The following is a 13,939-nucleotide window of genomic DNA, read 5'->3' on the forward strand; positions in this document are numbered from 1 at the left end:
GGGCTACCTCTTGCTGTTCGGTGATCATGTCCTTGCTCCCCTCACGATGGTCCCCGTGCTGATTTCGGCAATGCTTCGCCCAGGTCCCGCCGGGCCGTTGCCGGCGGGACCTTCCTGGGTGGTGTGGATCAGACCTTGACGACGCTGATGTCGCCGGAGACCGTGCGGGCCCGCAGCATCAGCGCGCGCTCGCCCTCGGCCGGCCTCTCGCCGGGCTCCAGGTCGCACCGGATCCGTCCGGTGACGGTCTTCAGGTCCAGGTACGCCGGGACGCCGTCCGGCACCCCGATCTGGACGTCCCCGCGGGCCGTCTCCGCCTGGACGCTCGGCCCGTCGGCGATCTCGACCCGGACGTCGCCGGATCCGGAGGTGGCGACCGAGTGGTCCCGGATCCGCTCGATGGTGATGTCGCCCGAGCCGACCTTCACCGTGGTCGGGCCGGCCGCGTCGCCGACCCGGACGTCACCGGAACCGGTGCTCAGCCCGAGCGCGTCGGCGGCCTCGTCGATGGTGATGGAGCCGGAGCCGGTACCCGCCCGGACCACGCCGGCGGCGTGCTCGACCCGGACGTCACCGCTGCCGGTGTTGATCGCCAGGTCGCCCTCGACCCGTTCCAGCCGGACGTCGCCGGAGCCGGTGGACAGTCGCGCGGTGCTCAGCGGCATCCGCGAGCCGATGTCACCGGAACCCGTCTTGATCCGGGCCTCCAGGGTCGCCGGGGTGGAAATCCGGACCTGGATGTCCGGGCCGTGGCGGACGTTGCGTGGGCCTTCGACGAGCAGTTCGCCGTCGTGCACCTTGAAGATGACGTCCTCCTCGCTGCCGCTGTCGACCTCGAGGGTGACCTCGGTCTCGGTGCCGTCGTTCGGGACGATGTCGACCCGGCCGGAGCCGATCTCGATCCGGACCCGGTCGATCAGGCTCGCGGCCTCGACCAGCTGAGAGGTGAACCCGCTCACTGGACCCACCCCGTCATCCGCTGGCCCGGACCGCGGCGCCCGCGGTGGTCCCGGTCCCGGTCACGCCGGCCCCGGTCACGATCGCGGTCACGATCGCGGTCACGATCGCGGTCGCGGCCACGCTTACCGCGCTCGGGTCCGAACAAGCCTTCCTCGCCGAACGGGCCGTCGGGACCGAACACACCGTCCGGGCCGAACACGCCGTCGGGTCCGAGCGGTCCGTTCGGGCCCAGCGGGCCGTCGGGGCCGAAGAAGCCACCGCGCGGCGGCCGCGGGGGGCGCGGCGGGCGCGGCTCGCGGCCCCGGCCCCGGCCGCGGTCGCTCAGCTCGGTCATCACGGTGCGCATCAGCCACGCGTTCGAGGAGATGCCCTCGGCCGCGGCGGCCTCGTCCACCTTGTTCTTCACCGACATCGGGAGCCGCAGGGTGATCCGCGCGGTCGGCTCGTCGGCGTCTGGGGTGATCGCCTCGGCGGGCTGGTCGTCGGTTTCGCCGTCGAGGTCTTCGTCGTCCGTGTCGTCGTGGCCGGTCAGCTGGCTCGGGGCCGGCGTGACCACGAACTCGGGACGGCCACCGGCCATCCGGAGCTCGACCGAACCGGGGGACAGTTCGCGGCTGATCTCCCCGGCGGCGTCGGACAGGGCTGAGATGAGGGCCAGGCGGCCCGCGTCATCCAGCGTGGCTCCCAGGCGCTGGGCCACGGAGCGAGTCTGGTCGTCGGCCAGGGCGGTCGCGTTCTCGACGCTCCGCCGTACCGACTCGAGATAGTGGTCAAGTTCCATGACTGCAACTATGACGTCACCATGACGTCACTGTCAACCGCATCTGATGTCACGACGGCGGCACGGGCAGAATGTGGTGCAGTCGGCGACAGGAGGAACAGTGTCCAGAGGTGTGCTCGTGACGGGTGCGTCCAGGGGTGTCGGGGCGGAGGTCGCGAAGGTGTTCGCGCGAGCCGGTGACCGGGTTGTGCTGCACTGCCGTCGCGCGGTCGAGCGGGCCGAGCAGGTCCGAGCCGGCCTGCCGGGGGACGGTCACGGCGTGATCGCCGCCGATCTCGGTAATCCGGCCGCGATCCCTTGCCTGGTTGAGGAATCGGCCGCCGTCCTCGGCCGGATCGACGTCCTGGTGAACAACGCCGCGCTGTTCGTGGACGAGCCGGTCGCGGGATCCCGGCGGCTCGGCCATCCGCTCGCGGAGACGCCGTACGACGAGTGGGTGGCGGCTTGGCGCCGTACGCTCGCGGTGAATCTGGAAGGGGCGGCACACCTGACCTGGTGCGTGGCCCGGCAGATGCTGGACAAGGACCCGGCCGAGGGCGTACGGCGGGGCGCGATCGTCAACGTCGGGTCACGCGGGGCCTACCGCGGCGAGCCGGACGTGCCCGCGTACGGCGCCGCGAAGGCCGGGCTGCACTCCCTCGGCCAGTCGATGGCGGTCTCACTGGCGCCACATGACATCACCGTGACGTCAATCGCGCCCGGATTCATCGCCACCGACATGGCCGAGGCCGTGCTGTCCGGTCCGGGCGGCGACGCGATCCGGGCGCAGAGCCCGTTCAACCGGACCGCCACCGCCGAGGAGGTCGCCGAGGCCGTCCACTGGCTCGCCTCGCCCCAGGCCGGTTGGTCCAGCGGCGCGGTCCTCGACTTCAACGGCGCTTCCTACCTGCGGTGAGGCTCAGGCGCCGCGGTTCTCCGCGCTGAGCATCCAGGTCTGCTTCTCGAGATCGACGACGATCGCGTGCAGCAGGTCGGTCGTAGCCGGGTCCCCGGCGTCGACCCGGTTCAACGCGCGGGTCGCGGTGTGGTTGTCACAGATCAGGACATCGTCAGGAGCCGTAGACCTCGACCTCGACGATCCGCGAGTAGGTGTTGCCGTTGCCGGCCAGGCAGAGAATGCGGACGGCGTCCGCCTGGACCGGATCGAACGTCGACGTCACGTGGCCCAGGGTGTTCCCGCGGACCTCGGCCACCGTCCGCCAGTCGCCGGAGCCGCTGCGGACCTGGACGTCCCAGTCGCGCAGTCCGTTGGTCGCGGCCGGGTACCTGACCGAGTCGAGCGTGTAGAGCTCGACCCGGTCGATCGTGGTCGGTGTCGCCAGGGTGACGTCGTAATTGTCCGGGAAGACCGCGCGGGTCCCGTCGTTCCAGCCCGTCAGGGTGTCCCAGTGCTCGGAGTCGTGGTCGCCGTCGACCGCACCGCAGAGTGCGAAGTTGCCGTGCGTCGAGGACGCGGTGGCCTGTTCGCCGAGGGCGACGTTGCTCCCCGGATCCTTGGGTGGCGGAGGATTCACCGTCACCGGGACGGTCAGCCTGGACCGGTCCACCTCGAGGTCGACGGAGTGGTCGCCGGGCCGGGTGTCGCGCGGGACGCGGACCTCGACCGGTGCGGACACCGGCTGGTCGGGGTCGACGGCCGGCAACCAGGACGAGAACAGCGTCCGGGACAGCTGCAGCGGGCCACGGGGATCCAGCGTCAGATCGGCGTACCGATCCTCGGAGCCGGTGTTGGTCATGGTGAGCGTGAGGTTGCCGGGCAGGCAGGGCAGGCCGACGACGTTCAGCCGCTCCGGCTGGACCGATACCTGGACGTCGGCCCGCGGCCGGCTGCTCGTTGCCTGGGGCAACGCGATCACGGTTGCCGCCACCGCCGTACCGAGGGCGACGGCCGACTGCCATCGAATGGTCATCGCGGTCTCCTCAGAGGGTCTGGATGCCCGGGCGCCGGTCCTCGACGAGGAGCTTGGCGCGGGTGCTGACGGTGCCGTTCGGGACGCTGACCTTGTCGACCACGCGGTAGTCGGAGATCCAGCGCTGCGGGGTGATGCTGCAGCTGACGTAGCCGCGCTGGAAGTTGCCGAACTTGATGTGCGGGTTCTCCTGGAGCAGCGTCGCGCCGCCCGGATCCAGGTCCATCCCGTCGATGCCGGAGCTGATCGACGTACCGACGAACTCGGTGGCGACGGTCGGCGAGTCCGGATCGGTGAAGTCCAGCTTCAGGTCCGAGGCGACGCTGCGGTGCAGATCGCCGGCGATCGACACCAGGTTGCGAACCTTCCGTTGGACGGCGCCGCCGAGGACGCGCGCGCGAGACGCCTCGTAGCCGTCCCAGGTGTCCATCGGGACCAGCACGTCCGGACCTTGCCTGGTGTCCAGCCGGGCGATCGCGGTCTGGTGCGCGAGCACGTTCCAGCGTGCTCGCGACGCGGACCAGCCGTCGAGCAGCCACTTCTCCTGAGCGTCGCCGGTGATCGTCCGCGCCGGGTCCTTCGTTTCCGGCCCGGGTGCCTTGGTGCCGTCGCCGTACGCCTGGTCCGAGCGGTACTGCCGGGTGTCGAGTACGTCGAAGTCGGCCAGCCGCCCGTACTTGATCCGCCGGTAGAGCGGCAGGTCCGGGCCCTTCGGCAACTGCGTGAGCCGCAGCGGCATGTGTTCCCAGTACGCCCGGAAGGCGTTGGCGCGCCGGACCAGGAACTGCGCGGGCGGTGCACTCGGGTGTGCCTCGTCGGCCCAGTTGTCGACCACCTCGTGGTCGTCGAGCGTGACCACCCAGGGCGCGGACGCGTGCGCCGCCTGGAGGTCGGGATCCAGCTTGTACGACGCGTACCGGACCCGGTACTCGTCCAGCGTCACGGTCTGCTGGGTCATCCACGGCGCGTTCGAGTTCGGCCGGATGCCGCGGTCGATGCCGAACTCGTAGATGTAGTCGCCGAGAAAGAACACCAGGTCGTGGTCGCGCCGCGCCATGTCGGCGTACGCGGTGTACCACCCCTCCCACCAGGCCTGGCAGGACGCGAACGCGAGCGACAACTCGGGGACGATCGCCTCGGCCGCCGGCGCGGTCCGGGTCCGGCCGACCGGGCTGAGCTGCCCGTTCACGCGGAAGCGGTACCAGTAGTGCCGCCACGGCCGCAGCCCGCGGACGTCGACGTGCACCGAGTGACTCGACTCCGGCCGCGCCCTGGTGGTGCCGTGGCGGACGACCCGGCGGAAGTGCGGGTCCTCGGCGACCTGCCACTGCACCTCGACCGGGCGGCGGTCCATCCCGCCGAACGGTGCCAGCGGTTCAGGGGCCAGCCGGGTCCAGATCACCACCGCGTCCGGCAACGGATCGCCGGACGCGACGCCGAGGGTGAACGGATCCCGGCGGTCGCCGCGTCCGGTCGCCCCGGCCAGCGCCCGCCCGACTTCAGGCAGGTTGCCGGCCAGCGCCAGCGCGGCCGCCGTCCCGGTGACGGTCAGGAAGTTTCGTCGAGTACTTCGCATCGGCACCAGCCCACCCGATCATCCGTAGGTGATCACTTCCGTAACGGGAGATTACGAGAAGTTCTCACGATCGGGTGAGATCTGACCGATTCCGGCCTCAGCGCACGATCTTGCTCGCCGGCGGCGGCGTGATCCGGACGGGTGTGTTGAAGCCGGACAGGGTGACGATCATCGTCACCTTGGCGTATTCGAAGCTGATGTACCGCGGCCGGTGCGCCGAATCCAGCCAGAGCGTGTACGTCGCGGTCCGCGGCAACCCCTTGGGAACCGGCTGGCCCTGGGCCTTGAGGGCCTTCGCGACGTCGACCGTGACCTCGTAGCACTCGAGTTTCACACTGTCGAGAACCTGCCGACCGGTGTACTCGACCCCGCGCAGGCTGGCGCCGAGCGAGGTGAAGATCGTCGTCGGGTCGGTCCTCGCCAGCGTCTGGTCGAGCTCAGGCTCCTGACCGGCACGCAGCTTCACGTACTTGCCCGCCGGCGTCACCCCCGAGACCGACAGGTACACGGTCTTCCCGACCTTGATCAGCCGCGCGGTCCTGCCGTCGAGCTCCCGGCCGGTCATTCGCACAGAGGTCCCGGCAGGTCTGGTGGTCTGCGAGCCGGTCATCTCGAGCATGACGGTGCCGTTGAGCATCATCTTCGCGTTCAGCTGCCACGACGTCAGCTTCGCCTGGGCCGCACTCAACGCCGGGACGAACGTCTTCCGGTTCAGCTGGACGACCGGGTTCGCCTCGAGCGGCGCCACGGAGGGCGTCGGCCCGGCGGCCGAGAACGTCTGCTTCTCGGCCGCGCAGGCCGGGGTGATCAAGGCCAGGACAAGGGCCGCGGCCGAGGCGGCGACCCTGCTGGGAAGCGTCACCGGACGATCTTGCTCGCCGGCGGTGCGGTGATGGTGACCCGCTTGTTGTAGTCGGACATCGTCATCTCCATGCTCATGCCCATCAGGTTGAACTCCAATCGGCGGACGAGGTGGGACTTGTCCAGCCACATCGAGTAGGTCAGCGTCTTGGGCACACCGGCCGGCACCTTCTTGCCCTGCGCGGTGAGCGCCTTCGCGGTGTCGACGGTGACGTCGTACCTGTCGAGCAGCTGGCGGCCAACGGGTTCCGTCCCGACGAACTCGACGCTCCGCACCGCGCCCTCGAACGACTTGTAGATCTTGGTCGGGTCACCGCCCTCGAGCAGTTCGCGCAGTTCGGGAGCGTCGTCGGCGTCGATCCGCGCATATTTGCCGGCCGGGGTCATGCCCGGAATCGACGCGTAACCGATGTCCTTGATCACGATGATCTTCGCGGTCTTGCCCTCGAAGGCCGCGCCGGTCATCTCCATCTCGAGGGCCACCGGATCCGCCGTCTGCACACCGTCCATCGTGAGCAGAGTGCTGCCGTTGGCGGTCATGGTGCCGACGACGCGCCAGGACTTCTGCTTGGTCAGGGCGGTGTTCATCGCCGGGACGAAGGTGACCCGGTCGAGGTGTGCGGCCGGCGCGACCTTCTGCGGTACGGCGGCGGTGGTCGGCGTGGCGGCCGGGATCGACGCCGGGGCGGACGGCTTGTAGCCGGTGGCCTCGGGCTGGTCGGAGCCACAGGCGGCCAGTCCGAGCGCCAGCGGAAGTGCGGCGGCAGCGGACATGGCAGAGCGGAGCTTCATGGTGCGGATTCCTCCCCAGGTGATGCAGGACGGTGGATCTTATGGTCTGGACCACCTGGAAGGGAAGGGCCTTGCAGCTAGTTGCAATCAGCCGTCGCCGCGCTTGACCGAGGCGAGCAGCAGTTGGGCGACGTCGGCGACCTCGACCGACTCGCGGGCCGAGCCGTCGGCCTGCTTCGCGGTCAGGCCGTCGGACAGCATGACCCGGCAGAACGGGCAGCCGGTGGCGATCTTGTCCGCACCGGTCTCGACCGCCTCGGTGGTCCGGTTCACGTTGATCCGGCTGCCGATCTTCTCCTCCATCCACATCCGCGCACCGCCCGCACCGCAGCAGAACGACTTCGTCCGGTTCCGCGGCATCTCGGCGTACTCGGCGCCCGGGATGATGTCGAGCAGCTCGCGCGGGGCGTCGTACACCTGGTTGTGGCGGCCGAGGTAGCACGGGTCGTGGTACGTGATCTTCTGGCCGTTCAGGGTGCTGTCGGTCGAGGCGACCGGGGTGAGCTTGCCGTCGCGGACCAGCCGGTTGAGCAGCTGGGTGTGGTGGATGACGTCGAGCTCGACACCGAGCTGCGAGTACTCGTTCTTCAGCGTGTTGAAGCAGTGCGCGCAGGTGGACACGACCTTCCGCACCTTGGTCTCCTTGAAGACCTCGGCGTTCTGCATCGCCAGCTGCTGGAAGACGAACTCGTTGCCGGAGCGCCGGGCCGGGTCACCGGTGCAGGTCTCGCCGTCGCCCAGGACGGCGAAGCTGACGCCGGCGATGTCCATCAGCTCGGCGACGGCCTGGGTGGTCTTCTTCGCACGGTCCTCGAAGGCGCCGGCGCAGCCGACCCAGAACAGGTACTCCACCTCGTCGAGCGACTCGACGTCGGTACCGACCTGCTTGACCTCGAACGGCAGGTCCCTGGCCCAGTCCATCCGGCCGGACGGATTCATGTTCCACGGGTTGCCCTTGTTCTCCAGGCCCTTGAACAGCCCGTTGAGCTCGGACGGGAACGAGGACTCGATCAGCACCTGGTAGCGGCGCATGTCCATGATCGCGTCGACGTGCTCGATGTCGACCGGGCACTGCTGCACGCACGCGCCGCACGACGTGCACGCCCACAGCGCGTCCTCGTCGATCACCGCGACGTCCGGCGACCCGACCAGCGGCTTGTCCTGCTCGGCGAGCACCAGCTCCGGGAGGGACTTGCGCTCGTCGTCGGAGGACGCCAGCAGGTACGGCGCCTTGGCGTACGCGTGCTCGCGGAGGTTCATCACCACGAGCTTGGGCGACAGCGGCTTCTCGGTGTTCCAGGCCGGGCACTGCGACTGGCAGCGGCCGCACTCGGTGCAGGTGGTGAAGTCGAGCAGGCCCTTCCAGGTGAAGTCCTCGACCTTGCCGACGCCGAGGGCCGCGTCCTCGTCCAGGTCCTCGATGTTCTCGAAGTCGATCGGCTCTCCCTTGACCATGATCGGCTGCAGCGCGCCCAACGCCAGACCGCCGCCCTCACCACCCGGCTCGCGCTTGAACCAGATGTTCGGCCAGGTGGTGAACCGGTGCCAGGCGACGCCCATGGTGGCGTTCAGCGAGATGGTGATCATCCAGGCGAACGAGATCAGGATCTTGATCATCGCGACCAGGTAGACCGCGTTCTCCAGCCCCTGCTCGCTCAGGCCGCCGAACAGCCCGGTCCCGATGAAGAACGTCGTCGGGAAGTGGACCTTGTCGCCGGCGCCCAGCTGGTACTCCAGGCCGCGCAGCAGGAGGATGCAGACCAGGACGCCGAGGATCGTGTACTCGACGTAGTACGCCTGCCAGGCGCGCGACCCGAAGAACCGGCTGTACCGGGCCAGGTGGCCCTTGGGCAGGTTCAGCAGCCGGATCACGATCAGTCCGGCGATCGAGATCAGGCCGGTCCAGGTGAGGAACTCGGTCACCCACTCGAACACGAACCAGTGCCCGATGACCGGCAGAGCGAAGCGCGCGTCGAACAACTGGCCGAAGGCCGTCACCAGGCTGAGGAACAGCCCGATGAAGCCGAACGCGACGAACCAGTGCAGAACGCCGATGTGACTCCACTGCAGCATCCGGGTGTGGCCGAGCGTCTCCTTGGCCAGCGTGGCGCTGCGCTGCCCGGGGCGGTCGGTGCGGCCGGGGGCCGGCTGACCGAGCTTGATGACGGACACCATGTGCCCGATCGTCTTGCCGAACAACGCGATGCCGACGGCGGCGATCGCGAGCGAGACGACGATGGCGAGGATCTGCATACCAGCGATGTTATTGGTTGGTTACTCGGCAGTCATGTCGATGTCGGGCTCGTCACGCGAGAAATGTGATTGTGCACTCACCCGAACTCTTCCTCCGGCTCAGGCACGGAAGTCGAGCACGAGCTCCGGCGGGGGGAAGCCGGCTTCGAGGTCGATCCCGTGAACGGCGCGGCAGTGGTCGCGAAACCAGCGGTCGAACGGCTCCGGCGAGGAGGCGACCCCCGCCAATGCGGCCTGTACGTCGGCGGACTCGACGACCACGAGGGCGGCGTCGCCGTCCGGCCCTGGCTGGATCCACACCCGTTCCCGGGTGATGCCGAGCCGGCGGCGGGACGCTTCGTACTCGGATCGCCGGTCACCCTGCCAGCAGGCGTTCATCACCCGCCTGTCGGTGTCGGTCATCCCGGGCAGCAGCGGGACCGTGAACGCGATGGTCTGGATCTCGGTGGTCATGGCGTTTCTCCTGAGGTTCATCGGTTTCGGACACCCTCATCGTCAGTCGGCTCGCCGGTACGGCGGGAGCCAGGAAATCTGGGATGTTTTCCGGAGGTGACTTGCCCGCTCCCGCGCGTTCGTGCGGATAATCGCCCATGGGGGTCTGGGACGTGGACCGCCTCGTGGCCGAGGTGAGGCGGCTCTCCCTGCGAGGAATGCGGCGTGAGGAATTCCATCAGGAGCTCGCGGCGCGGATCCGTCGTGCGGTTCCCATCGACGCGACCTGCTGGCACGGTCTGGACCCGCGAACCCTGATGCTGACCTCGGCGAATCCGGTCGAGCTGCTGGCGGGTGGGTTCATGACCCTGGAGAACCAGCCCGCCGCGGCCTGGTCGGTGCTGGCGAGCGAGTACGAGCGTGACGATCACAACACGTTCGCCTCGATCGCCAGGCGCCGTGCGCCGGTGGGAATCCTGGGCGAGTCGACCCGCGGTCGTCCGGAACGAAGCGCTCGCTACCGGGAGTTCCTGGCGCCGCACGGCACTCCGTTCGAGCTGCGCGCCGCGTTCGTCTCCCGCGGCCGTGCCTGGGGCTGTGTCGTGTTCCATCGAACGGCTGCGACCGGAGACTTCACCCACCGGGAGGCCGGCGTGGTCGCGCGCTTGTCCCGGCCGATCGCCGAAGGCCTCCGCGCCTCGATCCGGCTGGACGCGGCGCGTCGGTGCGACAACGACGCGGCGCCCGGGCTCGTCCTGCTCGGCCGGCGCGACGAGGTGGAGCTCGTGACGCCGCCGGCGCGGGCGCTGCTCGACGACCTGGCCGGGGAGAGCTCGTCCAGGCCGCACAAGGTCCCGCTGCCCTTGCCGTCACTCGCCGCGGTCGCTCGCCACCACGCGCGGGGGATTCCGGATCGCGCGGCACCCAGCATGGACGTTCCGACCCGGGCAGGCTGGGTCTCGCTGCATGCGTCCGTGCCCGACGGGGCCGGATCCGACCGGGTCGCCATCGTCATCCAGCGCGCGGCACCGGAAGCCGCGATCGCCTTGGAACTCGAGGCGTACGGACTCACCGACCGCGAGCGCGAGGTGGCCGGCCTCGCCGTACGAGGTTTCTCCACGGTCGCGCTCGCCGAGCAACTGCACCTCTCGCCCTGGACGATCCAGGATCACTTCAAGTCGATCTTCGAGAAGACCGGGACCCGTAGTCGACGGCAACTGCGCGCACTGGTCTTCTTCGAGGAGTACCTGCCGGCCATCAACGCACGGCGGCCGCTCGATGCGAAAGGTTCGCTCACTCGAGCAGGCGGGTGAGGCGTGCGATCACGGCCGCGTGGCGGGGGTCGTGGTGTGGCAGCGTGGTGGCCAGGGTCTCGAAGACCTCCAGGTCCTCGGCGCCGGTCGGGGTCTGGGCGAACCGCCAGAGCAGGTCGGCGTCGGCGGTGTCGAGGATCGCGCGGCGGACGGTGGCGTCCAGCTCGTCGCGTTCGGCGCGCAGGGCCGGGGCGTCGGAGCGGGCGAGCAACGGTCCGCGGTAGAGGTCGAGAACGGTGGTCAGCTCGCCGTCGCGGAGGGCGGCCTGGACGTCGGTGACGTCACCGGTGACCTCGGCGATGATCCGGTACGGCTTGGTGTCGAGGACCCCGCCGCCCAGCAGGTTCCGCAGCCGGTGCATCTCCGCGCGGACGGTCGTCGGGTTCCCCTCGTCGCCGTACAGCTGGAGCATCAGCTGCTCGGCGGTCAGCCCGGCCGGATGCAGCAGAAGCAGTGCGAGGACTTCGGCCCGTCGCAACGTCAGCGCGATCTCCCGGTCGCCGACGACCGCGATCGGCTGCCCGGCCCCGAGCAGCTTCAGCCGCAGTGACGGGCGGCTGCTGCGGCGGACCGGCGTACCGGGCATCCGCAGCAGGTAGCCCTCGTCGAGCGGTTCGATCAGGCCCTCACGGCCGTCGCCGAGGTCGATCCGGTCGGTGCCGTCCGGCACGACGAGGCGGTCGGGCAACCACTCCAGCGGCTGGACGGCGAGGACGCGGCCGGTCGGCGTGAGCAGGGCGCCTGGGGCGTCGCCCAGGGCCATCAGGTGCCGCATGTTCCGCGCGCGCAGCATCTCGTCGGCCGCGGCCATCCGGACGCGCAGTTGTCCCTCGGCCAGCTGCGCCGCGGCGGTCACCAGTGCGACCATCGCGGGGTGGACCGTGCGCAGCGGTCCGGACACGTCGACCGCCCCGAGCAGCTTGCCCGTGTCCGGGTCGTGCACAGGCGCGGCGGCACAGGTCCACTCGTGGATCCGGCGGACCAGGTGTTCGGCCGAGTGGATCTGGACCGGTTTGCCGACGGCGAGCGACGTACCCATGCCGTTGGTGCCGATCATGTCCTCGGACCAGATCGCGCCCTCGGACAAGGCGATCCGGTCGGCCTGCCGGCGGACGTCGGCCGCGCCTTCACGCCAGAGGATCGTGCCCTGCGCGTCGGTGATGATCATGATGTGCGAGGCCTCGTCGGCGATCGACGTCAGCGTCTGGCGCAGTACCGGCAGCACGGCCCGGAGCGGGTGGTTCTCGCGCAGGCCCTCGACCACGCCGTTGTCGACGATCACCGGCGGCGCGTCCAGCTCGGGGTCGACGTCGGCGGCGAGCGATCGTTGCCAGGACGCGGCGACGAGCGGGCGTTGCGCCTCGGGCACCCGGCCGCTGCCGAGCACCTCGTCGTACAGCTGACTCAGCCTGCGGGCCTGCTCCGGTGCGTCCATCCAGCCTCACTCCGGGTTGCAACGTCCATGCAACGTCGCGCTGCCTAGGTTCGGTCCACCGTCGCGTTCCGTAGGAGGACCCATGACGATCTTCGCAGTTCCCGGGAGTGATGGCAGCCCGGTCGCGTACAAATCCCGCTACGAGCACTACATCGGCGGCGAATGGGTGCCGCCGGCCAAGGGCGGCTACTTCGAGAATCCGACGCCGGTCACCGGTGAGGTCTTCACCGAGATCGCCCGCGGTACGGCGGACGACGTCGAGCGCGCCCTCGACGCCGCCCACGGTGCCGCACCGGGCTGGGGGCGTACGTCGCCGGCAGAGCGGGCGAACATCCTGAACAAGATCGCCGACCGGATCGAGGCCAACCTCGAGGCGCTCGCGGTCGCCGAGACCTGGGACAACGGCAAGGCGGTCCGGGAGACGCTGGCCGCCGACCTGCCGCTGGCGATCGACCACTTCCGGTACTTCGCCGGCGCCCTGCGGGCCCAGGAGGGGTCGGTCTCGGTCATCGACGACGACACCATCGCGTACCACTTCCACGAGCCGCTCGGCGTGGTCGGCCAGATCATCCCGTGGAACTTCCCGATCCTGATGGCGACCTGGAAGCTCGCTCCCGCGCTCGCGGCCGGCAACGCCGTCGTACTGAAGCCGGCCGAGCAGACCCCGGCGTCGATCCACGTGCTGCTGGAGCTGGTCCACGACCTGCTGCCGCCCGGTGTGCTGAACGTGGTCAACGGGTTCGGCGTCGAGGCCGGCAAACCGCTTGCCTCTAGCAACAGAGTTGCCAAGGTCGCGTTCACCGGCGAGACCACGACCGGCCGGCTGATCATGCAGTACGCCTCCGAGAACATCATCCCGGTCACGCTCGAGCTCGGCGGCAAGAGCCCGAACATCTTCTTCGACGACGTCGCGGCGAGCCGGGACGAGTTCTACGACAAGGCGCTGGAGGGGTTCACCCTGTTCGCGCTCAACCAGGGCGAGGTGTGTACCTGCCCGTCCCGGGCGCTGATCCAGTCGTCGATCTACGACGACTTCCTGGCCGACGCGACCGCGCGGACGAAGGCGATCAAGCAGGGCAACCCGCTGGACACCGACACGATGATGGGCGCGCAGGCGAGCAACGACCAGTACGAGAAGATCCTCGCCTACATCGACATCGGCAAGGAGGAAGGCGCCAAGGTGGTCGCCGGTGGCGTCCGGGCCGAGCTCGGCGGCGACCTGGCCGGCGGGTACTACATCCAGCCGACCATCTTCGAGGGCGACAACAAGATGCGGATCTTCCAGGAGGAGATCTTCGGCCCGGTGGTCGCGGTGACCAAGTTCGACGACTACGCCGACGCGATGAAGATCGCCAACGACACGCTGTACGGGCTGGGGGCCGGGGTCTGGTCGCGGGACATCAACACCGCGTACCGGGCCGGGCGGGAGATCCAGGCCGGCCGGGTCTGGACGAACTGCTACCACGCCTACCCGGCGCACGCCGCGTTCGGCGGGTACAAGAGCTCTGGCATCGGCCGGGAGAACCACAAGATGATGCTCGACCACTATCAGCAGACGAAGAACCTGCTGGTCAGCTACAGCCCGAACAAGCTCGGGTTCTTCTGAGTCCCCGATGGTCGACCGAT

At 69.5% G+C, this 13,939-nt stretch carries 12 protein-coding genes; 3 read left to right on the top strand and 9 right to left on the bottom strand.

The features are described 5' to 3' along the window. Window positions 1-128: 128 nt before the first annotated feature. Both E1218_RS06225 and E1218_RS35915 read right to left on the bottom strand, forming a co-directional pair. Window positions 129-959 carry a DUF4097 family beta strand repeat-containing protein gene (locus E1218_RS06225; RefSeq protein ID WP_233712044.1) on the bottom strand — a complete coding sequence of 277 codons (831 nt, stop codon included), beginning with the start codon at window positions 957-959 and terminating at the stop codon, window positions 129-131. After that, the gene (locus E1218_RS35915; RefSeq protein ID WP_165949147.1) at window positions 956-1,741 is read right to left on the bottom strand and encodes a hypothetical protein; all 786 of its coding nucleotides are present in this window, start codon (window positions 1,739-1,741) and stop codon (window positions 956-958) included. Before E1218_RS35915 ends, E1218_RS06225 begins: the two co-directional genes overlap by 4 nt. Before the next feature lie 100 nt (window positions 1,742-1,841). Between E1218_RS35915 and E1218_RS06235 the strand changes: the two genes are divergently transcribed. After that, on the top strand, window positions 1,842-2,636 hold the full coding sequence (locus tag E1218_RS06235) for an SDR family NAD(P)-dependent oxidoreductase (RefSeq protein WP_233712045.1): 795 nt from the start codon (window positions 1,842-1,844) through the stop codon (window positions 2,634-2,636). 154 nt (window positions 2,637-2,790) lie between these two features. On the opposite strand, the gene E1218_RS06240 is transcribed toward E1218_RS06235, so the two are convergent. The 6 genes from E1218_RS06240 to E1218_RS06265 form a co-directional block, all read right to left on the bottom strand. Next, window positions 2,791-3,651 (bottom strand): galactose-binding domain-containing protein, encoded by an 861-nt coding sequence (locus tag E1218_RS06240; protein ID WP_233712046.1) that lies wholly within the window; start codon window positions 3,649-3,651, stop codon window positions 2,791-2,793. A 10-nt stretch (window positions 3,652-3,661) separates the two neighbouring features. Next, the gene (locus E1218_RS06245; RefSeq protein WP_132317180.1) at window positions 3,662-5,227 is read right to left on the bottom strand and encodes an alkaline phosphatase D family protein; all 1,566 of its coding nucleotides are present in this window, start codon (window positions 5,225-5,227) and stop codon (window positions 3,662-3,664) included. Window positions 5,228-5,324: 97 nt separating this feature from the next. Beyond that, entirely contained in the window at window positions 5,325-6,089 is a 765-nt protein-coding gene (locus E1218_RS06250) for a hypothetical protein (protein ID WP_132317182.1), read from the bottom strand. After that, a complete protein-coding gene (locus E1218_RS06255) occupies window positions 6,086-6,880 on the bottom strand; it encodes a hypothetical protein (protein ID WP_132317184.1) in 795 nt (264 codons plus the stop codon). The genes E1218_RS06250 and E1218_RS06255 overlap by 4 nt, the downstream gene beginning before the upstream one ends. Window positions 6,881-6,967: 87 nt before the next feature. Then, the gene (locus E1218_RS06260; RefSeq protein ID WP_132317186.1) at window positions 6,968-9,133 is read right to left on the bottom strand and encodes a (Fe-S)-binding protein; all 2,166 of its coding nucleotides are present in this window, start codon (window positions 9,131-9,133) and stop codon (window positions 6,968-6,970) included. Window positions 9,134-9,232: 99 nt separating this feature from the next. Further along, window positions 9,233-9,586 carry a hypothetical protein gene (locus E1218_RS06265; protein ID WP_132317188.1) on the bottom strand — a complete coding sequence of 118 codons (354 nt, stop codon included), beginning with the start codon at window positions 9,584-9,586 and terminating at the stop codon, window positions 9,233-9,235. A gap of 197 nt (window positions 9,587-9,783) precedes the next feature. On the opposite strand from E1218_RS06265, the gene E1218_RS06270 reads away from it, so the two are divergent. Further along, window positions 9,784-10,878: a helix-turn-helix transcriptional regulator gene (locus E1218_RS06270; RefSeq protein WP_165949148.1), complete on the top strand. Its 1,095-nt coding sequence runs from the start codon at window positions 9,784-9,786 to the stop codon at window positions 10,876-10,878. Here E1218_RS06270 and E1218_RS06275 read toward each other — a convergent pair. Next, window positions 10,859-12,313: a helix-turn-helix domain-containing protein gene (locus E1218_RS06275; RefSeq protein ID WP_132317192.1), complete on the bottom strand. Its 1,455-nt coding sequence runs from the start codon at window positions 12,311-12,313 to the stop codon at window positions 10,859-10,861. The genes E1218_RS06270 and E1218_RS06275 overlap by 20 nt on opposite strands. 82 nt (window positions 12,314-12,395) lie before the next feature. Here E1218_RS06275 and adh point away from each other — a divergent pair, with 82 nt between their 5' ends. Further along, on the top strand, window positions 12,396-13,919 hold the full coding sequence (adh, locus tag E1218_RS06280) for an aldehyde dehydrogenase (protein ID WP_132317194.1): 1,524 nt from the start codon (window positions 12,396-12,398) through the stop codon (window positions 13,917-13,919). The last annotated feature ends 20 nt before the right edge of the window (window positions 13,920-13,939 follow it).

This window comes from Kribbella turkmenica (assembly GCF_004348725.1).
GTDB classification, from domain to species: Bacteria; Actinomycetota; Actinomycetes; order Propionibacteriales; family Kribbellaceae; genus Kribbella; species Kribbella turkmenica.